This window comes from Phormidium tenue FACHB-1052, from assembly GCF_014696675.1.
Taxonomy (GTDB): domain Bacteria; phylum Cyanobacteriota; class Cyanobacteriia; order Phormidesmidales; family Phormidesmidaceae; genus Nodosilinea; species Nodosilinea tenuis_A.
Map to the genome: position 1 here is coordinate 139,891 of NZ_JACJQN010000001.1, position 24,224 is coordinate 164,114.

Below are 24,224 nucleotides of genomic sequence, written 5' to 3' on the forward strand. Positions count from 1 at the left end.
GGGGGGTAAGTGAATAGGTTGTTCGGCCAGCACCCACTTACCCACCCATCCACTCCCTACTCCCTACCCCACCGGCTCTACCTGAATCTCCCCCAGTCGCCGGGCCAAATAGGCGGCGGCAGTAATCGGCGGGAACTGAGGCATTCCTCCAGTGCGATCGACCAAACTATCTACCGGAGTTAAGTCAATCTCAGGGCGGGGATGCACAAAAAACGGCATTGATAGGCGGGCCTGGTTGCTGGGTTGAGGATTGACTACCCGATGGGTAGTGCTTCTAAACAGCCCATTGGTGAGGTTTTGCAGCATGTCGCCCGTATCGACCACGATTTGACCGGGGGTAGTTTTAATCGGCAGCCACTGCCCGTCCTGGGTAAGAATTTCAAGCCCTGGTGCAGTAGCCTCGCAGAGTAGGGTAATGAGATTGATATCTTCGTGGGGGGCGGCCCGCAGACTACCGGCGGCGGGTTGACCGACGGGTGGATAGTGGGCTAGGCGCAGCACTGTGTTGCCGCCGCTGGCCATGGCCACCAGCCAGTCGCTGGGCTGGCCTAGATAGTCGCTGCAAGCTGCCAACAGCACTTCCGCGCAGGCCATGAGTTGTTCATATAGGCGGGTCATCACCGGGCGAAAGGAGGGCACCTCTTGGGGCCAGGGCGAGTCGGGGGCAGTGAGACTGTGGCGGTTGACGTGCCAAAATTCTTTTAGATCGGGTAGGGTGTGGCCCTTGGCCTGCTCACTGCCAAAGTTTGAAAACCCTCCTTGCCCGCCATGCTGGGGTAGGGAGTACTGGGTTTTGGCGGCATCGGGTAGGGCAAAGAACTTTGCAGCGTCTTGGTAGGCTCGCCGCACCACCTCCGGCGACACCGGGTGGGGCTCCAAAATAAAAAAGCCAAGGTCTTCTAGGGCCTGGCCTAGGGTTGCGATCGCCTCCTGTCGTACCGCCGTAGGGCCGATTAAATCTGCGTAAGACACCACAGGAATGGGCGGCCGGGTCATGGTGTGATCCTTAGAGAGAAGTAAATAGGTTGGCTGGATTGTAGCAGCCTAGTCAAGGGTCAATAACTGACCCAGAATTGCTGTTTTTAGACAGGCGGGCGACAGCGAAGAACCACCTGGATTTGGCTAAACTTAGCGATCAAACGGTTTAATTAACCGAAACGCCTTAGCATAATGCGATAAGGTTGGGCTACGTAGCTTGCTAACGTTTTGGTGTCTGTGAACAGTCCTGCTAACCAAGAGCCCAGTCCAATGCTGCACATCGGCGATCAGGTGATGACTGCCGCCGAGGCTGTGTCGCGGCTACAGCGTTACGGCATGATGCCAGCTCTGATCAAAGAACTGGTGATTGACCAGGCGATCGCAGCGATCGCCATCGCCCCAGAGCAAAGCGCCCAAGCCCTAGATCAATTTTTGCAGGCCAATCAGGTGACGACTCCCGAGCAGCAGCAGGGGTTTTTAGCCCAGCGGGGACTGAGCGAGGGCGATCTTTTAGCCTTAGCCCAGCGGGCTCAAAAGCTTCAGCAGTATAAGCTCGACACCTGGGGCCACCAAGTCGAGTCTCATTTTTTGCAGCGCAAGGGTCACCTCGATCGGGTGCTGTACTCCCTAATTCGCACCCGCGATGCGGGCCTGGCCCAAGAGCTTTACTTTCGCATCAAAGACGACGGCCAACCCTTAGCCGACCTAGCCCGCCAGTATTCCGAAGGGCAAGAAGCCCAAACCGGAGGCCTGATTGGCCCCGTAGAGCTATCGGTACCGCACCCGGCCCTGGCCCGGATTCTCTCCATTAGCCAGCCTGAGCAGCTCTGGCCCCCGACCCGCGTCGGCGAATGGTTTGTGGTAGTGCGTCTGGAGAAGTTTTTGCCGGCCCGCTTGGATGACGTCACTCGCCAACGCCTGATCGATGAGCTATTTAACACCTGGCTAGCTGAGCAAGTGCAGCGAGAGCTTCAGGCCAACGCCATCTCAGGAGCGAAGTCTCTGCCAATTCAAAACAACTAGCCGGGCCTATTTTTTGCGAAAGTAAACCTTTGCGAACTACGGAGGTCAAACCTAGACCGATCGCCCATCATGAACTCGGGGTACACCCGTAACATATTGATACGATTGTCCGGACAGCCTAAGGAGGTCAACTATGACCCGCTTTCGACCGATGGACTGGGGAATGGGGGTGCTGATGGTCGCCGCCACCTTCAGTGGCTTAGCTGGTAGAGCCCTGGCAGAAACCCTGCCCCTAAATAACTCAACAGAGCCAGAAGAGGCTACTCCGTTAACTATTCAAAGGCCACGACCTGGATTAGACACAGCTGAGGGGAGTTTTCCTGAGGCCTATGTGCTGGGACCGGGCGATCGCATTCGCATCGATATTTTTAATATCCCAGAGTTTAGCGGCCCCGAAAACGGTACCCATGAGGTGCTGGTTGACGGCACATTGTCTCTTCCTATAGCCGGAGTAGTAGCCGTGCAGGGGCTGACCCTGGCAGAAACCCAAGCGGCCCTAACCGCCAGCTATGCTCCGTTGCTGACCCGTCCGCCCCAGCTCACCGTCACGCTGCTGTCGGCCCGCCCGGTGCGGGTGGTGGTAGCTGGCGAAGTCAACCGCCCCGGCACCTACACCATTGAGCTAGAGGCCGAGGCCAGCGGGGCCAGCGCTGGGGCCGGTCGCCAGTGGCCCACCCTCACCCAGGTGATTCAAGAAGCGGGGGGCATTACCCAGCAGGCCAACATCAAAGATATTCAGGTGCGGCGGCCCCAGCGCCAGGGTGAAGCCATTCTGACCACCAGTCTGTGGGAGCTAATTCGCACGGGCGACATCAGCCAAGACGTGCGCCTGCGCGACGGCGACACCATTGTGATTCCGCAAGCCATAGCGATTTTGCCCGAGGAGTCCGTAGCGATCTCTAGCGCCAACTTTTCTCCAGCAGAAATACCGGTTCAGGTAGTAGGTGAAGTGGCGAGTCCCGGTGGGGTAACACTGCCCGCCAACGCCACCCTAAACCAAGCCATTTTAGCCGCAGGCGGATTTGAGAGTAGCCGGGCCCAAAGTTCTACGGTCAAGCTAGTTCGGCTTAACCCCGACGGCAGTGTTGACCAACGCACCGTAGATGTTGATCTATCTGCAGCGGCTAACGACACTACCAACCCAATACTGCGCCCCAACGACGTGGTGATTGTGGATCGCAATATCGCCGCTGCCACTGGCGACACCCTAGGACTCTTTCTGCGTCCCTTTACGTCTCTGACTACTGTCTTGAGGCTGCTGGGGTTTTAATCTCGCGCCTCGAATACCGTCTCCACCCCACCCAAAAACTCGTAGTTTAGGTTCAAACAGGTTTGGAGCTAGGTCAGTTTTTGAGTTTTGAGCTATAAGTTAACGAACTCTTGGGAGTATTCCCAGACAGCCCCTATGCCTTTTCCCCCCTCCTCCACCCATGAAATCAATGGCAATGGTCATGGCCATGCCAAGCCTGGTTTTATGACTGTCATGGCTCCTCCATCCCTAGTGGAACAGAGAGATGAGGTAGACTTCAACCAGCTCGTAGGGGTTTTTAGGCGTCGAGCAGGCATATTTTTCGGCGTGGCGGCTCTCTCCTTGGCAGGGTTCACCCTTTGGCACCTCAGCCGTCCACCGGCCTACAGCGGTAGCGCTAGCCTACTGGTGGAGCCCGTTACCGCCGTTAATACGCCGGGGCTGGAGACGGTCACCGGAGCGCCCAGTCCATCGGGTTCTGGGCTTGATTACACGAGCCAAATTCGAGTGCTGCGCGGCCCAGCGGTGATCAACCCCATTTTGGCCAAGATTCAGCAGCGCTACCCCGACATTACCTACAACTCCCTACTCAACGGCTTGAACATTGTTCAGGAAGGCGAATCTAAGGTGCTGCGCATTAGCTACAGCAATGCTGACCCAGCGGTGGCGGCGTTTGTGCTTAACCAGGTGGTTGAAGGGTTTGTCAACTACAGCGTGCAAGACCGTCAAGGAGATCTGCGCCGAGGTCTAACGTTTTTAGACGAACAACTGCAAGAAAAATGGCAGGAAGTCGCAGCCATTGAGGGGGATCTTAGCGAGTTTCAGAAGCGCTACGACTTAGTCGATGTCAACGCCACTAGCGAAAGCGTTACCCAACGGCTCAACCAGATGCTGGCGGATCAAGAACAGCTGCGGGTGGAGCTGAGCGCCCTAGCCCCCCTCTACGAAAATCTGCGGGAGCAGGTGGGCTTTGATCCCAATACCGCCATTCGGGTAGCGAACCTCAACGAGTCACCAACCTACCAGGCGCTACTGGGGGATTTGCGCGAAATCGAACAGACCATTGCCGCCGAGTCGGCCCGGTTTCAGGCTGACACCCCCATGATTGAGGCCTTGACAGACCAGCGGCAGCAGCTCTTACCGCTGCTAGAGGCGGAAGCCCAGCGCCTAGTAGGGTCGGCAGTAGAAGCCGAGACCCTCGGCTACCAAGGATCGGTCAGCCAAGATCTGATGCAGCAGCTGGTCAATACCGCCAACCAGATGCAGGTATTGCAAACTCAAGATCAAGCGATTGGCCAGGCGGTGCAGTTGCTGCGGGCAGAGATTCAGCGGCTGGCCGATCTCTCCCGGTCGTATCAGCAGATCAGCCGCGAGCTGACCGTGGCGGAGACTAGCCTCGATCAGCTTTTGGCGAGTCGGCAAGATCTACGGTTTCAGATGGCGCGGCAGGCGTCACCGTGGGAGCTGATTTCTCCCCTCAATGAGACCAGCATTGCTCAAACCAGCAATTTGCCGCGCAACCTGTTGCTCAGCACAGTGCTGAGCCTAATGTTGGGAGGGGTTGCGGCGCTACTGCGCGATCGCCTCGACCAGGCCTTTCACAGCGTCGACGATCTGGTCAAAGCAACTCAGTTGCCCAACCTGGCTGGGGTACCCAACGCCCCGGCTCTGCAAAAGCAGCCACTGCTGATGGTGCCCAACCTGTCGGCCACCATGGCCGATGTGCTCACCCAAAATCAAAGTCCCCACAAGTTATATACCTCCTTTAGCTTTGCCGAGGCGTTTTACTCGCTAGAGGCCAACCTGCGCATGCTCAGCTCTGATACCCCGATACAGGTGGTAGCGCTGACCTCCTCAGAGCCTGGTGAGGGTAAGTCAACCATCTGTGCCCACCTGGCCATTGCCGCCGCCAACATGGGCCGCCGAGTACTGTTAATTGATAGTGATCTGCGCAAGCCGAGTCAGCACCTAATTTTTGGTCACGCAAACCGCCAGGGTCTAAGTGATCTAATTACTCAACCGCTCGATGACCCCATGGATTTAGTGCAGGTGATACCGGGCAATCCCAACTTGCACTTGCTAACTGCAGGGGCGCGGCCCCCAGCCCCTGGCCGCCTGCTGTCATCCCGCAAAATGCAGCAAATTGCTGAGCAGTACCGTTGTCACTTTGATTTGATCATTTTGGATACCCCACCCCTAGCAGGCGGGATGGTCGATGCCAAGCTGGCCGCAGCCCACGCCGATGGGCTACTGCTAGTAGCGCGGCTCAACCGGTCTGAGCGGACAGAAATTCAGCGGGTGCTGGCCGATCTGGGCAACACAGTCCAGGCTCCGCTGCTGGGTCTGGTGGTCAACGGCGTACCCCACAGCCGCCAGAGTGGCTACGACTATTACTACGGCTACTACGGTCGCCCTAGAGTGGCCGCAGGGATTGAGGACGGTTAGCCAGTGGTTGCCCTGTTAACAGCAGGTGTGGTGATGATAACGGGATGTGAGGAGCAATAAAGAATGAAGCGCAAATCAAGACCACTAATTACTGGCGGACTATTGGGGCTAGCTGGGCTGGGGTTGCTGCCATCGCAGGCCGAGGCCACCCCTGACAACTTGGCAGTAGCCCCTGAGCCTAGTCTAGGAACAGATCTAGCGGTAGATCCGCACCCGGTAGTGGCACCCGAACCGTCGGCCCAAACCACGGAACCTCAAATCGGCCACCAGGGAGCACCTCAGCCCACCTGGACTCCAGATGAGGATCACCCCGTTGTGGCGGCGGCGATCGCGGCCCAGACACCAGCACCGGCAGCGGCGGTCGTCATCCCTCAGCCAGAACCATCGGCCCCGGCTGTGACAGAAAACAGGATTCCAGAGATCTCGGAACCTGCTTCTGGGGCAGCACTAGCGGCAGTGCCAGAGACCACCGCGATTGCCCCTGCCGACGCATTAAACCCGGCAGGGGTGAGCCCAGAACCCTCAACCAATACCCTGACTGATCTGCCAGTAGCCCCTGCGCCAGAGCCAGCGGTCATTCAGGCTGAAATGGCAGAGGTTGCGGAAACCACAGAGGCCGCAGAGACCACGGAGAGTGACCAAGCTGCGATCGCCAGCCAGCCTATCGGCACGCCTGCTATTCCGGTAGTTATTCAGAACGTTGCGGACACCCCCGTAACTGCGCCGACCGCTACTCCAGCCGAAACTTTAGCTGCAACTAGCGCCAAACCCACAGCTAGCAAGCCTGCCCAGGCACTTCAGCTACCAGAGATAGAGCCCCGCTCCGCAACCACCACAGCGATCGCCTCCCCAGCACCACAGGAAGCATCAGAGGATTTAGCTGCCACCTCAACCCTGGCGATCGCCCCCCGGCCTACCCCTGCGGACAGGGTCGCGACGTCGGGAGCCACACCGCGCCAGACAGCCGTTGATGTAGCCACCCTGCGATCGCGGGCCACGACGGTTCAAGCCTTGCTGCGCGACCTGCGCACCGCCTACGGGTTAGAGCTCCAGAGTTCCCCAGGCCGCCAAGTTTCTCAGCCTGAAATCGCGAGCCGAGGGCCACAGCTGCCGCCGCTGCCCTCGCGAGCTGACCGTAACGCTGCGGCTGCAAACCCCGCCGCCAACCAAATTTTTGTTGCCCCACGGCCTTCCCCGGCGATGGCTCGCCAGACCGAGCGAGAGCCGCAATTACCCTCATTCGCCGGACACAGCCCCAACATCGCGCTAGCCTTGCCGCACCCTCAGCCGACCCTTTCGACGGGTCGGGCCGCGATCGCCTCGCCGCCGGTAGAGCTAGTCGCAGCGCCGCTCTCTGCCGATACAGTTCCGGCTGTCACTACCGCTCAAGCTACGCCGTCAACTCCTGATGCCACCCAGCTGCGGGACGATCTGCGCGTCGCACCGCTCACGACTACCGCCGAAGCCGTGCGCTCCTTTCCCCCCTCGCCCAACGCCGGCATTCCATCTGCCTTTGGGGCCAACTGGGGAGATGTGTTTTTTAGCGCCTCGCTGGCTGGGGCCGATCGCATTCGCCCTGAGGCCGATGGCAGTCTCTCCATGGGCTTTGGGCTCGGCGACTCACGCCGGGCGGTGGGAGTTGAGCTAGCCTACAACCTCCAGAGCGTGCGACAGTTTGGCGAAAATGGCGGCTTCGACGCCAAAGTTCATCGCCAGGTCTACAGCAGCGACAAAACCCAGGTAGCAGCGGCGGTGGGGGTAAATAATTTTGCCTCCTACGGTACCAACGCCGGTGGGGGTGAGTCCAGCCCCTACGGCGTAGTCACAGCGGCCCACCTGCTCCAGCCCGATCATCCCCACAACCGGTTGCCGATCACGGCCTCCCTGGGGCTAGGTGGCGGTGCTTTCAGCGGTGAGCGTAGCGATGTAGGCGTGTTTGCCGGCGTTGGGCTCCAGGTACATCCGCAGTTTTCTATCAATACTGCCTGGAGTGGTGTGGGTGTAAATGTGGGAGCGTCCATTGTGCCCGTGACCACGCTGCCCCTTACCCTCAATCTGCTCTATGGCGATGTCGGCAACAATACGCGGGCAGGTTCCGTCGCAGTGTTAAGCATCGGCTATGGCTTTAACTTTGGCCCCCAGTTTTAAGCCCCTTTCACCCTAATACCGCTCCCTAGCGATCTCAACTGACCTCAATCCGATTTAGGAGAATCCCCGTGGACAAACTGGCGAGCCCGCTGCGGCAAACATGGCTCATGCTAATTCTGGCAGGCGGGAGCGTGGCGATCGCCCTGCCCGGACACAGTGGTTCGGTTCCTACTGGGCTGACTAGCGGCGTCAGCGTCGGTGGCTCAAATTTATTACCCATTGGTGCCTCGACCCTATGCATTTATCCAGAGGTGGAGTCACCCGTATGCCAGGAAGAGCGGCTGGAGTCAGCCTCTGCCAATGCCACCGTAGACCCTGTGACTGGCGATATCACCCTGACCGTCGTCGCCCAGCAGGCGCTCAACACCTCAGCCAGTCAGATTGCTCAGGGGCTCCAGGGCACTAACCCAGTTCTGGCGATTCTCCTGACCACACCTAGAGAAATTAATTTAACCAGCCCTAGCCCCCTAGGAGCCAGTGGTCTTAGCGTGAATCAAGATGCCGACGTGACGGTAGCTGACCTAGCGGCAGCGGCAGCAGCGGCGATCGCCAATGGCGAAAGCATCTCTCTCACCATCAGTCAAAGGACTCTCGGGATTGCAGTCCCGACCGTTGCCCAAGCCAGTGACAGCGATCCTATCCTGGTCACCTCGGCGGTGTTTACCACCCAGGGCGGCACCCCCATGGTGGTACCCCTGCGGGGCACCATGGCCCAAATCTCTAATACCACCGGCCTTTTAGCCGCTGCCTTTGCAACTGGCCTTACCCCCAACCAGGTAGCTCCCTTTACCGAAATGGCCCTAGCCGGAGCCAGCTACCGCGATCTAGTGTTGCTGTTCAACGCAGCTAGCGGGCTGATTCCCCCCTCGCCCCAGCCTCGCACGACAGCTCTGGCTATCGACCCCACCCAGCTAGAGGAAGCCATCCAAGCCTATAACCGCATCGTTGATAACAGCACTCCAGAAACCCTGGCGACCCTGAGTGCAAACTCAGATTTTGTCGCCCTGGGGCGATCGCTTCAACAGCTGCGAGCAGCCATTGAAGTGGTTAGTTAGTGTCTCAAATCCGTCAATTGCCCATAGAATATCTATTCGTGATTCGTGCCCGAAATTTTGATGAATGACATTTAGCTGGGGAATCACTTTTAATCAAGCTACACTGCATCAAAATAGATCTGCGCTAAACTGCTAATTCGATCGCAGCGGACAAGGGTTTGTTGCGCAAAGAACGGCTCAACAAACCCAGTTTATTTTGACCAACTGAATCTCTTTTTAACCAAATCGCAAGCCTTTTATCCTGAGATTTTGACCGCAGCAGGTGCTTAAGGAGTGTCTATACCGCGAAGTCTTGAACAGTAACAGTCTCACTGATGCCGCAGCGGCATCTTCCAAAAGTAGCCCGAGTTCATACCTAAGATAGATTCGAGAAACTTTACTCCTAGACTTATATAAGGTCGGCAAAGATTTGGGCTTTACCCTTACACCAGCACCTCACAGCTGAGCAGCATGAGTGCTGAGTGCGCGAACTTAGTGCCGGTTTATTCTAGGTCTTTCTGAAAGTCTATGGACAACATTTGCAGTCAAAGGGTCCAGATGCACAGCCATAAGGTAAATTGTAAAAAATAATATCTTTAGCCCCTCTCTCATCAAACTTTAGGTCATATTCTGAACACGAAAAATAGATTTCAAAGTTTGTGACAGCCTTAAGAATGTTGTCCCTAATACACAAATTGATCTCTAGTTAAGGGCAATATCACATTTAATCGACAGGGTTTCTTAACCGATAGACTCTGCATTCGTCTATAAAAAGCTCAGAATCAGAACATTTAGCTTTCAGCCGTGTTGCATCGCCCAATGAGTAGATCCTATGAGAGCAAACCAAAACCGGCCTAACCTTCCCTTGCAGGTCTCGATTCTGACTCAGTTTTTTCCACCCGACTATGCCGCTACTGGTCAGCTTGTGGAAGAACTGGCCCAAAGCTTTAGTCAGCAGGGGGTGGGGGTACAGGTATTTGCCGGACAGCCAGGCTACGCCTACGATCGCAGACTCGCCCCTAAACAGGAGGAGGTGCAGGGGGTGACGATCCGCCGTACGCGTACCTCGCGGCTCTGGCCCAAGCGCATTCGGGGGCGGGCAGTGGGCGGGCTGCTCTACTGTTTGCGATCGCTCATTAAGCTATTGCACCCAGCTCGTCGCGGCCAGCTACTGCTAGTCACCACCGAGCCCCCTTACCTACCGGTGCTGGCCTACCTGATGTACTGCCTGTTTGGCCAACGTTACCTGTGCGTGGTGTACGACCTTTACCCCGAAGTGGCCTTGGCCCTGGGAGTAGTTTCCAAGCATCACTGGCTGGTGCGCCTCTGGCGCTGGCTCAACTGCCGCACCTGGCAACGGGCTGAGGCCATTGTGGTGCTGAGCCAAACCATGAAGCAGCGGATTGTCGATCACTGTCCCGCCGCCGCTGACAAAATATCGGTGATTCACAACTGGGCCGACCCCAGCCTAATTGTCCCCTTACCAAAGGCCAACAACTGGTTTGCGTTACGACACCGGCTCGACCAAGTCTTTACCGTGCTCTATTCTGGCAATATGGGACGCTGCCACGACATGGACACTATTTTGGCAGCAGCCATAGCACTGCGCCACGAGCCCGTGAGATTTGTGTTTATTGGGGCCGGGGCCAAGCGCCAGATCTGTGTTGACCATACTGCCCGCGCAGCACTGACCAATTGCTTGTTTTTGCCCTATCAAGCAAAAGAAACCCTGCCTTTTTCTCTCACCGCCTGCGACCTCAGCTTAGTTAGCCTAGTAGAAGGGGTAGAAGGGCTAGTGGCCCCCAGCAAATTGTACGGCAGCCTAGCGGCAGGCCGACCGGTGGCGGCTATTTGCGAACCCCATTCCTACCTGCGATCGCTGTTAGCAGAGGGGGGCTTTGGCCGGGCCTTTAGCAATGGCGATGGCGCAGGGCTGGCCAATTTTATTCGTACGCTGGTGGCCAACCCCGTCCTAGGGCAGCAGATGGGCAGCCGAGGTCGCCGCTACATGCAGCAAAAGTTTACCCCCGAGCAGGGCACCCACCGTTATTTTGAGGTGGTCAAAGCTTGCCTACAGACTCCGGCAGCGGTGCCTCCACCGGCTGAGGTGCCAAAAGCTACCGTCTCTCGCCTCTAACTCACCAACTACGGACGACGGAATCTTAAAAAAACCTGGCTTTAGCCCTTGCTTAATTGAATAAATCCTGTACCCTTCTGGCATGGAGTGGGCTTTGACGGTCACTGCGATCTCAGTCTCTCCCCCGCAACCTCGGCAGCCATTGCCGAGGCCGTAGCCCAGGATGAGTGTGGCTATTTTTATTCAGTGCCTGTTAGCTAGCCCTGTACTCTTCAGCCATTGTTCCCCTATGACTCAGCCCCGCCGCAACCGTAGCCGCTCTAAACGACGCGCCATTTACTGCCCTGACCACGGCACCTACCTCGACAGCGTTAGCCAAAAGTATCCGCTCTACACCACTGAGCCCGAGCATCTCCAGCAGCGGGGGTTAAGCCGACTGCGATCGCTCACTGTCATCGCCGGCTACGGCACCGTCCCCTTAACCGGTGAGTGGCTTGAGGCCTTCTGGTGCGATCACTGCCAAGAAACCCGTTGGTACCATGTCCACAGAACCGTCGCTAACCGCTACAGGGTTGTAGCCGCACCAGAAACCCTTTGGATGCGGGCCAGCGGCGTCATTCTTCCCACCGGCAACCCCAGCGTGGGTGAGTTTACGCGTCGTCAGGCTCGCCAAACCCAATACCAAGGTATAAAAGACTTTCGCCGCATTGGCTAAGCTAGCGCTTGATTTTGACGTAGGTAACCCTCAATGACCAAGCTGAAGATAAAGCGGCGCCGGGCACCAAGTGCTCCTGGAGAAACCGAGCTAATTATTGAGGCGGGTCGCACTGAGAAAAACTACTGGCAAGATATCTGGCGCTATCGAGAGCTATTTTATTTTTTAGCCTGGCGCGATATTTTAGTGCGCTACAAGCAAACTGCCATCGGGGTAGGGTGGGCGCTCATCCGGCCATTTCTAACCATGGTGGTGTTTACAGTGGTGTTTGGCCGGCTAGCCAACCTGCCGTCAGATGGGGTGCCCTACCCGATTCTCGTGTTCTCTGCCATGCTACCTTGGCAGCTATTTTCTACTGCTTTATCAGAGTGCAGCAACAGCCTGATCGCTAACGCTAACCTATTATCAAAGGTGTATTTTCCTCGCCTGGTAGTACCCACTAGCGCTGTAGTAGTTAGCTTTGTAGACTTTGCCATCTCTGGCATCATTTTGATAGCGCTAATGGTGTGGTTTGCCTATGTGCCCAGTTGGCGAATCGTTACCCTCCCGCTATTTACCATCATTGCCCTAGCGGCCTCTCTAGGCGTAGGGCTGTGGATGGCCTCCCTCAATGTGCAGTATCGTGATTTTCGCTACATTGTGCCGTTTTTGGTTCAGTTTGGACTTTACATTTCCCCAGTGGGCTTTAGCAGCAGCATTGTGCCCGATAAGTGGCGATTGCTGTACTCGTTAAACCCTATGGTCGGCGTAATTGACGGCTTTCGCTGGGCCATTTTAGGGAATGAGGCCAGCATCTACTGGCCAGGGTTTGCCCTATCGACGAGTCTAGTCATGCTGCTACTAGTATCTGGTATCTGGTATTTCCGCAAGATGGAGCGCACCTTTGCAGACGTGATTTAGCAGCGGATGCCTTCATACCACAACCTTTATCGACGGCTAGCATGTCTGATACCGTAATTCGCGTTGAAAATTTGGGCAAAAAATACATCATTGGCCATCAGCAGCAAGAGCGCTACACGGCTCTGCGAGATGTATTGGTTAACAGAGCTAAAGATATTACCCAGATTTTCAACCCAAAGGCTAAACGCCAAAAACCAAACTCAGAGGAGTTTTGGGCTCTCAAAGATGTCTCATTTGAGGTAAAGCGGGGCGATCGCATCGGCATCATTGGCCGCAATGGCGCAGGCAAATCTACCCTACTCAAAGTCCTCAGCCGGATCACCGAACCTACAGAAGGACGAATCAGTATTAAGGGACGAGTGGCCAGTTTGCTAGAGGTCGGCACAGGGTTCCACCCGGAACTCACTGGTCGAGAGAATATCTACCTGAATGGTGCCATCCTAGGAATGAGCAAAGTAGATATCCGCCGTCAGTTTGACGAGATCGTAGCTTTTGCAGAGGTAGAAAAGTTTCTAGACACGCCGGTCAAGCGGTATAGCAGCGGCATGTATGTGCGGCTAGCATTTGCAGTGGCCGCCCACCTAGAGCCAGAAATTTTAGTGGTGGATGAAGTGCTAGCCGTAGGTGACGCAGCATTCCAAAAAAAGTGTCTCGGCAAGATGGAAGATGTAGCCGAGAACGAAGGCAGAACGGTTTTGTTCGTCAGCCATAATATGGCAGCCGTAGAGAAGCTTTGCAGAAAGGGATTTTTTTTGCGCCAGGGACAAGTAATGTTTTCAGGGAAGCAGAGTGAAACAATTACTCAATACCTAACCAGTTCTGTCAGCGAATCAGGCTCACTCAAAGACCGACGAGACAGAAAGGGCTCAGGTGAAGCCAAAATTGTGAATATTGAGATAAAGAATACAGAAGGCGATTTATTAGAAATTGCCACATCTGGTCAAACTATTGATATTTATTTATATTTTGAGTCAGCCAGCATAAATTTATCGAGAGTTATAGCAAGTATTATGATCAGAACCCAGCTAGACGTGCCTGTATTTCTTCAACATAACCGATTAACACAAGATGACTTTGGTGCCCTTCCCAAAAATGGTGCCTTTGTTTGCCGTATCGAAAAGCTGCCACTACCTCCATCTAGCTACAATTTAACTTATTCACTAATTCGAGATGGAGCTTATTTAGATTCTCTCAGCGATGCATTAGAGCTATCAGTGGTTGACGGCGATTTTTATGGTTCTGGAGAGGTGCCTCCCATAAGCACAGGCGTATGCTTAGTGAATGCTAAATGGCGTTTGGAAAATTGACTTTTAATAGTGCAAAATCTCCTATGGTCAAGTCACTGCTATCAAAAATTGAGAAAGGTAAAAATAGATTAATTAGAGCTGTTAAAAGAAAACAAGCTTCTTACATAGATACTGAAAAGGCTGAGCAAATATTTTATATATCCTATCTTGAACAAGGAATGATAGTTTTTGATATAGGAGCAAATATTGGAGAATTAACCCTCTTATTTTCTCGTTTTGTGGGTACTTCGGGAAAAGTCTATGCTTTTGAAGCATGTGTTTTGACGTTTCAAAAGCTTTCAAATGTTTGCAAATTATCTGGTAGACCTCAAATTCACTTAAATCAATGCGCAGTTGCAGATAAAGACGGCATTCTAAAGTTAAATATCTATGACGAAAAATATTCAAGTTGGAATACTTTAGCAGATCGTCCCTTAGAGAACTATGGCATCGATATAAAACCAATTAGCCAAGAAGAAGTAACTGCAATCACTCTTGATCAATATTGCATTCATCATAAAATTGACCACATCGACTTACTAAAGATAGATGTCGAAGGGGCTGAATATCAGGTCATGCTTGGTGCAAGGGCACTGTTCGCGTCCCGACGTATAAGATGTTGTGTGTTCGAGTTTGGCGCAACAACTTTTGACATGGGTAATACCCCATCAGAAATAGAAGTATTTTTGAAAGATTGTGGATATGTCATTAGGAATATAGTAAAAGATAATCCGATTTTTCCCGGTGGCCATTCATCGCAAACTGCACAGTTTTCACTGCACATTGCAACTCCGAAAGTATGATGCAAGAAGCTCTATGGATACTCCGAAGACAACGGTATAAGTATTCACCTCGCGCTATATCAAGATCATTGCTAAAAAATATTGGCGCATGGCAACGCTTTTGGAAGAGCTACCATCAATACAGAAAAGCTGCTGGCATTACAGACTCATCTTTGCTGCAAAACTTTTATCCATGCCTAGGGGAAGATACAGCAATAACAACAATTGAGCCTACCTATTTTTACCAAGACACCTGGGCTTTCGAAAAAATTGTTAATCGTGCTCCCAAGCAACACATAGATGTGGGATCACATCATAAATTCGTTGCGTTTCTTTCAAAGATACTTCCCGTTACAATGGTCGATATTAGACCTCTTTCTCTTCCCTTAGAAAGCCTTAAATTTCAAGAAGGATCTATCTTAGATTTACCATTCAAAAGTGAGAGTATTAATTCTTTGTCTAGCCTTTGTGTTGTGGAGCATATTGGACTAGGACGTTATGGCGATCCACTCGATCCTGATGGATCAGAAAAAGCAATTGCTGAACTTTGCAGAGTTTTAGCGCCAGGAGGACATCTTTATCTTTCTGTTCCTGTTGGCGACCAAGACATAACCGCTTTTAATGCGGGTAGGATCTTTAATATGGAAAGCCTGGAAAAAATGTTGTCGCCGCTGATAATTATCGATAGTTCTTTTATTGTGGAGCGATTGCTTTCCAAAAACTATTGCCACACAAAGAATTTTGGCACAACCGGCCTATTCGAAATTTTTAAGCCTTATGGAGCATAACAATGCTTGTAGAAGACTGCTGCCAAGCTTTGCTAGCACAAATTCTCCCTACGGTAGGCTACTCAAAATCAGACTATGCTATTGAAATTGGGTGCGGAACCTTCGCATTCTACTGTGAGCTTTTTGATAAGCTCAATTTTCCAACAATTGCAGTTGAGCCCTTGCCTGCAAAAAACCTTAAAAAGCTCTGTAGACGTCGCAATATCCCACTGGTAGAAGCTTGCATTACTGAAAAGAACGGAACCGTAAATTTGTACGTAGGTAACTACTTAGGGAACGAGAACTTAAACCTTAGTTCAACTTGCCCAGACTGGTGGGGATCAACTGCTACTGCGAAAGAAGTTGCTTCCATAACTCTCAAAGACCTAATAAGTATGTTTTCTATAGAAAGAATAGGTTGCCTCAAGATAGACATTGAAGGCGCTGAATATTCGGTTTTAAACCAGCTCTCTAGCCTCAATCCAAAACTGTTGCCGAAAGTCATAATGTTTGAGTACGGGGGTGGAGGAACCTTTGAGAGTAAACAAGGTGGCTGGGCCAAAGGGTTTTTACAGGACACCATGAATATTTTATCTTTGTTGAACAATCTCGGCTATGGGCAGTTAATCCAAATCGATTCCGAGAAAGAATCTAAGGAAAAAGTTTTTAATCTTGAGACTATTAATTTAGTTGCAAGTACTCTTTTCTCCTCTAAAAATGTTTATGGCAATATGATTGCTATTCATGACAATAAATCTTTTCCAAAAGACAGAATTGAAAGTATCTGCAATAGCTTTAGAGGCGATCATCCAGAAACTCCTCCCTTAAAGATATCAGAACCCCTTTCAAAACGTATTGCCGTGGAATTTCGCCGACTAGTTTACAGATAAATCTCTATTTTTTTCACCATAGTTGGTCTTTTGATAATATTTAATCAGTCTGGAAGATTAGGCAATCAACTGTTTCAATACGCTGGTCTTAAGACTCTAGGTCAAACAAATGAAACACTTGTGCTGCTTGGATTCGAAGCTTTGCAATCGACTTTTGATGGTATAGAAGCAAAGATCATCAACACACGCAGTTCTAAGATAGAAAGATATGTAAGCTATCGTTTTTATGAATGGGCTAACTACTTATCTCAAAAAAATATTATTCAAAGAGTTAAGCAAGCTGAAGCATCAATAAATCTCTTTCATAATTCAAGCTTGTTAAAAACCATTACCGTTGTAGAGCAGAATTACTTCCAAAGCGAATCTTTTTTTAATCCAAGCATAATTAACTCCTTAGTGTTAAAACCAAAACTTTTAGCTTTTGCAAAGCAATCATTAGATCAATTCCCTCTAGGAACAATCCCTATCTACGTCCACGTCAGAAGAGGAGATTACCTAAACTGGCCTGACAAAGAAAATTCAGCAGCCCTGCCAAATAGCTATTATCGAAAGTGTATCAACCTTATTAAAATTGATATTCCTAATGCTTTTTTTGTGTTCACCTCTGACGAGCCTGATTATATAAGGAAAGCATTTGGTGATTTAGACAATTTTTATGTTTCTACCGGAACTGCTACTGAAGACTTTGCCCTGATGACTCAGTGCCAAGGTGGTATTCTATCAGCAAGTAGCTTTGCTTGGTGGGCAGCTTATTTTTCAAAGTTATGGCAAAATTCCTCAGTTTTTCTTGCTCCAAAATATTGGGCAGGCCACTCTAAACAACAGTGGTACCCAGCCTTTATAAAGTCATCCTTTTTAACTTATATAGAGGTTTGACATAAATACTTTTCCCTCATACCGTTGAAGCAACCTCTATGCCTTGTTCTACCCCAGTAGCCTTTCTCATTTTTCGCCGCCCCGACTTGACCGCCCGTGTGTTTGAAGCTATCCGCCAAGCGCAACCTAAAAAGCTATTTGTAATAGCCGATGGCCCTCGTAATGAAGAGGAAAACGTACTATGTCAGCATGCTAGAGCAGTTACGGAAAACGTCAATTGGGATTGCGAAGTTCTCCGCAATTATTCGTCCATTAATTTAGGTTGTAAAAAACGCGTTTGTAGTGGATTAGATTGGGCTTTTGAAAACTCAGAAGAACTAATTATTCTGGAAGATGATTGCTTACCCAACCCATCGTTTTTCCAGTATTGCACCGATCTGTTAAAACGTCATCGAAACGATCAAAGAATTATGCTCATTAGTGGCTTTAATAAGCAAGGTGTTTGGAAAGATAGCGATAATGATTATTTCTTCTCAAATTTGGGTGGGATCTGGGGTTGGGCTAGTTGGAGAAGGGCATGGAAGCTAAATGACCCAGAGATGTCAGACTTAGAAGAATTTGCAAGCAAAAAATATTTCGAATATTTGCTGGGATTCGAATTGGGAAATATAAGAAAAAAACAAATGTTGTCAATCGCTAAAAATAGTGAGAGTACTTGGGATTTTCAATGGGGATTTTCAAGGCACAAAAACTCAGGTTTAGCATGCGTTCCCAGTAAAAATTTGGTTAAAAATATTGGGTTCAGACATGATTCAACTCATACATTTAGAGAAAGCTTTAAGCATCCAAAAGTTTATTCTTTGAGCTTACCAATTAGAACCAATAAGTTTATCGTACCTGATCATGATTACGATGTAGCTTTCTTCCAGAAAAACGAAAGAAATCTAGCTTATATTCTGAAGCTCAATATAAAGAAAGCAAAAAAACTTCTCTTTTCTCGTTAAATCTAAGTTACTTCAGAAATAGATGCCGCTTGATCTTCCTACCTAAGAGGGAAGCCTCTTTCAATAAGTTCTTAAAAAAATGATTACTGTTCTCGATCCCGGCTTGGAGAATAATCGATGCACTCCAAGTTCTAACCTCGGTGATTTAATTATTCAGGAATCTGTAAAAAGAGAATTACGCAATATTTTTCCTATTTCTGAAATTTTCAGCCTGTCCACACAGGATTTTATAGAACCAGAAAAAATAAAATTCGTTAGGAATAGCTCACATGTCTTTGTTGGTGGGACAAATCTGCTTTCGTCAAAAATGCGCGATTATAAGCAGTGGAAAATATCTTTTATTGATGCAATACAAATTCAAAAAGCTGTTTTATTCGGTGTTGGTTGGTGGCAATATCAAGATAAACCAGATTTGTACACGTCATTATTACTAAAGACTGCTTTGTCTAGCAAATATATACACTCTGTAAGGGATGGCTATACTCAAAGAAAACTTGAAGAGATAGGGTTTAGAAATGTAGTCAATACGTCCTGCCCCACCATGTGGCCATTAGCCACCGTAAAACCAGAGAGCTTTCCTGTCAAAAAGTCTGAAAATGTTCTCTTAACGCTTACTGATTACAATAAGAATCCCAGCTTAGACAAAAAACTTATAAGTTTGCTAACTCAAAAGTATAAAACAGTATATTTTTGGCCCCAAGGCAGAGGTGATCTTGATTATTTTTCTCACCTAGGGTTTTCAGTAAAGATTCTCGAACATTCGTTCGAAGCGCTGAAAGTTTTCTTGTCTTCAACCCTCAATTTCGATTATATTGGCACTAGATTGCACGGAGGTATATATTGCCTATGTGCATCTAGAAGGTCTTTAATTATTGAAATTGATAACAGATCAAAAGAACTTTCAGAGGATACTAGCCTACCAACTGTTAAAAGAAATGATTTAGAGTATATTGAGCATTGGATCGAAAGCAGTTTTGAGTTTAAGGTGACTCTTGATCTCGATGCTATAAAGCTTTGGAAATCTCAATTTCTTCGACTATAGATGTATAACCTTAATAGGAAGTTGAAGTGTTTGAATTTAGGCTGTGGTAGTCGCTATGTCCCTGACTGGGATAATTTTGACTTCGTTGCGAACAGCGAACATGTAGTTCCCCATAATTTAATAGCTGGTCTTCCTGCTAAAGACGATAGCTATGACTTTGTCTATCACTCTCATCTGCTAGAGCACTTTTCGTTTTATCAAGCTCCTATATTTCTTCAAGAATGTTTTAGAGTTTTGCGCCCCAATGGTATTCTTCGAGTCGTTGTTCCTGATTTAGAATCGGTTGTTAATGGATATTTGGATGCCTTGAAAAAGGTTGAGAACAATTTATCAGGCTGGGAAGACAACTATAGGTGGATGCAGATAGAGCTTTTAGACCAGTTGGTACGCAATCAGCCAGGTGGTCTGATGAGTTTTTACCTAAGTCAAGAACACATTCCAAACCTGGATTTTATAATCCAAAGATTAGGATCTGAGGCCAAGAAGTTTACGGATAGAGAAAGAAGTCAGTCAGGCAATCAAGGCAAAACTTACGCTAGCAACTTCCCTACAATATCTAGAACACTAGAAAGTTTTGCGCAACCTATTTACAGATTTTTTTGCTATTCTAGCTACCGCCGTAATGCATTTTTAAAGCTAATTTTAAGCTCAAAAGAATATCAATCTTTACGTATAGGCAGCTTTCGCCAAATGGGAGAAGTACATCAGTGGATGTATGATCGCTATTCTTTAACACAGCTAATACAGCAATGTGGCTTTATCGATATAATACAGCGCAATGCAACGACAAGCTATTTAGAGGGATGGAGTGCTTATAATCTAGATACTGAGCCAGATGGAAGTGTCTACAAGCCTGATTCTTTATTTGTTGAAGCCATTAAACCTGAGCTATAGAGACAGAACATTATTGCCACTCAAATTAAGACAGTCAGACTTGATAAGTAGCTGTCCCAAAAAATTCTTTTTTTGCGCTCGTGTCCTGCCATACAGCTGTTATATTCATCATTTTTCGTCGCCCTGATTTAACAGCACAGGTATTCAAGGCAATTCGCAATGCTCAACCTGCCCAACTTCTGGTAATCGCTGACGGCCCTCGTAGCAAAGGTGAAGCTATATTTTGCCAAGCAGCTAGAGCTATCACAAACAATGTGGATTGGGATTGTGATGTCCTACGCAATTATTCGGAAGAGCATTTAGGTTGTAGAGAACGCGTTTCTAGTGGTCTAGACTGGGCTTTTTCCATAGTTGAAGAAGCAATCATCCTTGAAGATGACTGTGTTCCTCATCCAGACTTCTTTCCCTACTGCTCAGAATTGCTTGAGCGCTATCGCTACGACATGCGCATTATGGTTTGCTCTGGTAGCAACCAAGGCAACCTACCTATTAGCGGAGAGGCCAGCTACTCTTTCAGCATCTTTCCCCAAATTTGGGGATGGGCTACCTGGCGTAGAGCATGGCAAATGAAACAAGCTTCATTGCACTTTATGGAGCAAACCGATGTTATTGAAAATCTTGCTTTGAAAGCTATTTCTGTTGGTCTAGATTTCAATCATTTTCTAAGCCAATGGAAACTCATTCAAGCAGGCGAGCTCGATTCTTGGGCCTATGTCTGGGCAGCATCTGTATGGGTCAACTCTGGGCTTTGTATTCGACCTCGCGTAAATTTGGTTGGCAACATAGGATTTGACAGGGATGCTACCCATACTCTCGGTCATGCACCAAACTGGCTAAAAATGCCTACAGAGGCTATATTACCTATCCGCCATCCAAGTTATATAATCCACGATGTCATCCATGACACATTGCTGGCCCAGCGATTTTCCAAACCAAAGCTGTCTTTTGCTGCAAAAATAAAATCGATTTTGAAGGTTTGGATGAAAAACCGCTGAAAAAACAAGTTTAATTTTTGAAGATTTATTTTAGTCATTAACTTCACTCTAAGATGCACTATTAATAGCCTACTATGTACCATATAACGATCAGCCGAGATGAAAATACCTTCGAAATTGAAATCGGCCTTTAGCTTCGACAATAATGTCAGAAAGGACTCGAAAAGACTTAGCATACCCCGCCAATTTAGGCAAGACAAAGTAATTTTTATACATATTCCTAAATGTGCAGGTTCAGCCTTTTTAGATTCTTATATAGGTTTTCAGCTAGGTCATGCAAGTGCATCTGACTACTACAAGCTAGACAGATCCCTATTTTTAGCTTCATTTGTCTTTTCTTTTGTTCGCCATCCTGTAAGTCGTTTTATTTCTGCCTACAATTTTCTTCAGAAAACCACTCTATGGAACTATGTTCCCGAAATAAGAAACAAAATCAATTTATATGGTTCATCAGTTGACCAAGTTGCTAAAACTATTTCAAAGACCTCTGAGCTACTGACTTTGCCTTGGTTTAAACCTCAATACACCTTTCTAGAAATAGATGGAAAGATAGCTGCTAACAGAGTTTTTAAGACTGAAACCTTTACGGAAGACATTAAAATATTGCAAGAATTACTAAAAGTTCGGCTTCGGCCTCAGGCGACAGTTAACCGGTCTTCTTTGACTACCATAAACTTTAGTGAAATTTTGAATGCCGATAGCATTAAAAATTTAGAATCAGTCTATGAACGGGATTTCACGCTTTTTGGATACTACTGATATCGCAAAATCATAATTCTACTCGACATGGCTTTAACTTTGTAAAAAGTGTTTATAATTCATCTGATACAGTCTTAGGCTATGTACTTTACCGACTATTTATCAAATGATGAAACAATTGAAATTAATCGGCTAATCAACAGACTTCAAGGTGAAGACCTCACGCTTCAAGCACTATGGCACATAATGGATCAAATTTGGGACGAAATGCAGTGTGACAATAAGGCACCTGATATAGCAAAACTCAAGAGCTATTACCAGCATCCTGTCTGGCTACTCAACGGTCTATTTATAGAAAACCACGATGTTTCTCTAAAGTGTAGAGCTGCCATATCAGATTGGATAGTCCAAGAAAAACGCACTAAGATTCTAGATTTTGGTGGTGGCTTTGGTACATTGGCGCGTATGATTGCTGAGAAGTCAGCTAATGCTGTTATCGATATTTATGAGCCTTTTCCCGCCCAAGCCGCGCTGAAGTCTTGCCAAGGTTACAGCAATATAGCTTTCGTCAATCAACTTGAATCAGAATATCAGTGCTTAGTGAGCACTGATATTCTGGAGCATGTTCCTGACCCTCTTTCTCTTTTGGCTAAGATGATTTCTCTAGTAGAAGTCAACGGTTACTTAATTATTGCCAATCACTTTTACCCCTCGATCAAGTGCCATTTGCCTGAAACTTTTCATCTGCGCTTTAGTTTTAACCACCTTGCAACCGCGATGGGGCTTAAGATGGTTGATTACTGTCACGGTAGCCACGCCACCATCTACCTGAAAACATCAACTCAGCCTATAGATTGGGTAAAGGTTCGCCAGATAGAACGGCAATCTAGGCGTTTGTTTATCTTGCGAGAGTTTAATAGATATTATGTTTCAGCTTGGAGAATTGAGACAAAGAAAATAATAGCCAACTCAATTAAACAAACTCAGCAAATCCTCAATAGCATTCATTTTGCTAATTAATTCAAAACAGCAGCCCGTTTAGTTTGAAAATTTTACATATCAACCAGTCAGATATATTAGGTGGAGCTGCTATTGCTGGGTACCAGCTACATGGCGCTCTACTCAATCAGGGCTTAGACTCCAAGCTATTAGTAGGGCAGAAGAAAACTGATGACCCTCGGGTTGCCCAAGTACCTCGCCATCAATGGCTTGAAAATCAGCTCCAGCGATTGACTCACAGAGGCGGCTTTAACTATGTTAACCACATTAGCAGCTTCGCCATACCCAAACATCCCTTCTTTGCCGCAACAGATATCCTTAACTTCCATAATCTTCACAACAGTTACTTCAGCTATTTAGCTATTCCACGCCTTACAGAACACAAACCCGCCGTGTTTACACTTCACGACATGTGGAGCTTTACTGGGCACTGTGCCTATAGCTATGACTGTGCTCGTTGGCAAACGGGTTGTGGGCATTGCCCCTATCCTGAAACCTACCCTGGCATACGTCGCGATAGCACCCATTTGGTATGGAAGCTAAAAGATTGGATTTACAATCACTCTAATCTCACGATAGTTGCCCCCAGCCGCTGGTTAGCCGAACAAGCGAAAGCCAGCGTTTTAGGGCATTTTCAAATAAACCACATACCTAACGGGGTTGACCCCGATGCCTATCAACCCCTTGAACGCGAGCTTTGCCGCACAGCATTAGGAATACCTGCAAAGAAAAGAGTCATGCTATTTAGCGCCATTAATCTTACAGATTCGCGGAAAGGTGGCGATTTGCTGATTAAGGCATTGAACCAATTGCCTGCCACCCTAAAGAAAGACTGCCTCTTGCTAACCCTCGGCCATCCATCTAAGCAATTAGCTACTTTATTGGACATACCCCTAATGAACTTGGGCTATGTCAGCAGCGATCGCCTCAAGTCCGTAGCATATTCTGCGGCAGATCTCTTTCTTTTTCCTACCCGTGCCGACAACTTGCCCCTAGTGCTACAAGAGAGTATGGCCTGTGGCACTCCTATGGTTTCTTTTGACATAGGTGGGGTGTCAGACCTAGTGCGTCCTGGCATTACCGGCTATCTGGCTCAACCTGAAGACATAGACGATTTTTGCAAAGGCATAGTAGAATTGCTAGACGATAATGCAAAGCGCCAAGTCATGGGCGAAAATTGCCGCCGCATTGCCCTAAAAGAATACACCCTTGACCTGCAAGCCATCCGTTACTCACGTCTTTACCAAGAAATACTAGATGAAAGCAATCCTAACTAGTAACGGTCTCTCCCTACACCAAGGATGACCATTCGTTTATTCATTCATAAGTAAGACCTAAGTCTTACAGCATTTTACATAAGCATTTCCCTGGAATACTTATTCCTCTATAAGTAAGCTTTAAGTTTTTCCAGCATGCCGCATAAGCATTTCTCTAGATTGCCTATTCATTCATAAGGAAGGCTTAAGCCTTCCAGCGTACTC

Annotated in this window: 21 protein-coding genes; 20 read left to right on the forward strand and 1 reads right to left on the reverse strand. The window is 48.8% G+C overall.

The features are described from left to right. Positions 1-63 precede the first annotated feature (63 nt). Positions 64-996, reverse strand: coding sequence for an isopenicillin N synthase family dioxygenase (locus H6G07_RS00585; protein ID WP_073606903.1), 933 nt, complete (start codon positions 994-996; stop codon positions 64-66). A gap of 213 nt (positions 997-1,209) precedes the next feature. Here H6G07_RS00585 and H6G07_RS00590 point away from each other — a divergent pair, with 213 nt between their 5' ends. The 20 genes from H6G07_RS00590 (at position 1,210) to H6G07_RS00685 (ending at position 24,020) form a co-directional block, all read left to right on the forward strand. After that, the gene (locus H6G07_RS00590; RefSeq protein WP_338420674.1) at positions 1,210-2,001 is read left to right on the forward strand and encodes a peptidylprolyl isomerase; all 792 of its coding nucleotides are present in this window, start codon (positions 1,210-1,212) and stop codon (positions 1,999-2,001) included. Between the two features lie 133 nt (positions 2,002-2,134). Continuing rightward, positions 2,135-3,271, forward strand: coding sequence for an SLBB domain-containing protein (locus H6G07_RS00595; RefSeq protein ID WP_073606901.1), 1,137 nt, complete (start codon positions 2,135-2,137; stop codon positions 3,269-3,271). Positions 3,272-3,406: 135 nt separating this feature from the next. Then, entirely contained in the window at positions 3,407-5,695 is a 2,289-nt protein-coding gene (locus H6G07_RS00600; protein WP_073606900.1) for a GumC family protein, read from the forward strand. A gap of 63 nt (positions 5,696-5,758) precedes the next feature. After that, positions 5,759-7,843, forward strand: coding sequence for a hypothetical protein (locus H6G07_RS00605; RefSeq protein WP_139296901.1), 2,085 nt, complete (start codon positions 5,759-5,761; stop codon positions 7,841-7,843). Positions 7,844-7,911: 68 nt separating this feature from the next. Further along, positions 7,912-8,898 carry a hypothetical protein gene (locus H6G07_RS00610; protein WP_073606898.1) on the forward strand — a complete coding sequence of 329 codons (987 nt, stop codon included), beginning with the start codon at positions 7,912-7,914 and terminating at the stop codon, positions 8,896-8,898. 811 nt (positions 8,899-9,709) lie between these two features. Next, positions 9,710-11,014, forward strand: coding sequence for a glycosyltransferase family 4 protein (locus tag H6G07_RS00615; protein WP_073606897.1), 1,305 nt, complete (start codon positions 9,710-9,712; stop codon positions 11,012-11,014). A gap of 229 nt (positions 11,015-11,243) precedes the next feature. Further along, positions 11,244-11,669 carry a hypothetical protein gene (locus H6G07_RS00620; RefSeq protein ID WP_073606896.1) on the forward strand — a complete coding sequence of 142 codons (426 nt, stop codon included), beginning with the start codon at positions 11,244-11,246 and terminating at the stop codon, positions 11,667-11,669. Positions 11,670-11,702: 33 nt separating this feature from the next. Next, positions 11,703-12,569, forward strand: a complete 867-nt coding sequence (locus H6G07_RS00625) for an ABC transporter permease (protein WP_073606895.1) — start codon at positions 11,703-11,705, stop codon at positions 12,567-12,569. Positions 12,570-12,610: 41 nt separating this feature from the next. Then, positions 12,611-13,876 (forward strand): ABC transporter ATP-binding protein, encoded by a 1,266-nt coding sequence (locus tag H6G07_RS00630; protein ID WP_073606894.1) that lies wholly within the window; start codon positions 12,611-12,613, stop codon positions 13,874-13,876. Further along, the gene (locus tag H6G07_RS00635; protein ID WP_084172856.1) at positions 13,858-14,658 is read left to right on the forward strand and encodes an FkbM family methyltransferase; all 801 of its coding nucleotides are present in this window, start codon (positions 13,858-13,860) and stop codon (positions 14,656-14,658) included. Before H6G07_RS00630 ends, H6G07_RS00635 begins: the two co-directional genes overlap by 19 nt. Further along, positions 14,655-15,425, forward strand: coding sequence for a DUF268 domain-containing protein (locus H6G07_RS00640; protein WP_073606892.1), 771 nt, complete (start codon positions 14,655-14,657; stop codon positions 15,423-15,425). Before H6G07_RS00635 ends, H6G07_RS00640 begins: the two co-directional genes overlap by 4 nt. A gap of 2 nt (positions 15,426-15,427) precedes the next feature. After that, positions 15,428-16,294: an FkbM family methyltransferase gene (locus tag H6G07_RS00645; protein ID WP_073606891.1), complete on the forward strand. Its 867-nt coding sequence runs from the start codon at positions 15,428-15,430 to the stop codon at positions 16,292-16,294. 30 nt (positions 16,295-16,324) lie between these two features. Beyond that, positions 16,325-17,170, forward strand: coding sequence for an alpha-1,2-fucosyltransferase (locus H6G07_RS00650; protein WP_073606890.1), 846 nt, complete (start codon positions 16,325-16,327; stop codon positions 17,168-17,170). 38 nt (positions 17,171-17,208) lie between these two features. Then, entirely contained in the window at positions 17,209-18,114 is a 906-nt protein-coding gene (locus H6G07_RS00655; RefSeq protein ID WP_073606889.1) for a hemolytic protein HlpA-like protein, read from the forward strand. Between the two features lie 79 nt (positions 18,115-18,193). Further along, entirely contained in the window at positions 18,194-19,156 is a 963-nt protein-coding gene (locus H6G07_RS00660) for a polysaccharide pyruvyl transferase family protein (protein WP_073606888.1), read from the forward strand. 30 nt (positions 19,157-19,186) lie between these two features. Continuing rightward, positions 19,187-20,050, forward strand: coding sequence for a class I SAM-dependent methyltransferase (locus tag H6G07_RS00665; protein WP_199311831.1), 864 nt, complete (start codon positions 19,187-19,189; stop codon positions 20,048-20,050). 80 nt (positions 20,051-20,130) lie between these two features. Further along, on the forward strand, positions 20,131-21,045 hold the full coding sequence (locus H6G07_RS00670; protein ID WP_073606886.1) for a hypothetical protein: 915 nt from the start codon (positions 20,131-20,133) through the stop codon (positions 21,043-21,045). Positions 21,046-21,144: 99 nt separating this feature from the next. Beyond that, on the forward strand, positions 21,145-21,804 hold the full coding sequence (locus H6G07_RS00675) for a sulfotransferase family 2 domain-containing protein (protein ID WP_073606885.1): 660 nt from the start codon (positions 21,145-21,147) through the stop codon (positions 21,802-21,804). Positions 21,805-21,885: 81 nt separating this feature from the next. Beyond that, a complete protein-coding gene (locus H6G07_RS00680) occupies positions 21,886-22,764 on the forward strand; it encodes a class I SAM-dependent methyltransferase (RefSeq protein WP_139296900.1) in 879 nt (292 codons plus the stop codon). A 23-nt stretch (positions 22,765-22,787) separates the two neighbouring features. Beyond that, on the forward strand, positions 22,788-24,020 hold the full coding sequence (locus H6G07_RS00685) for a glycosyltransferase family 4 protein (RefSeq protein WP_073606884.1): 1,233 nt from the start codon (positions 22,788-22,790) through the stop codon (positions 24,018-24,020). The last annotated feature ends 204 nt before the right edge of the window (positions 24,021-24,224 follow it).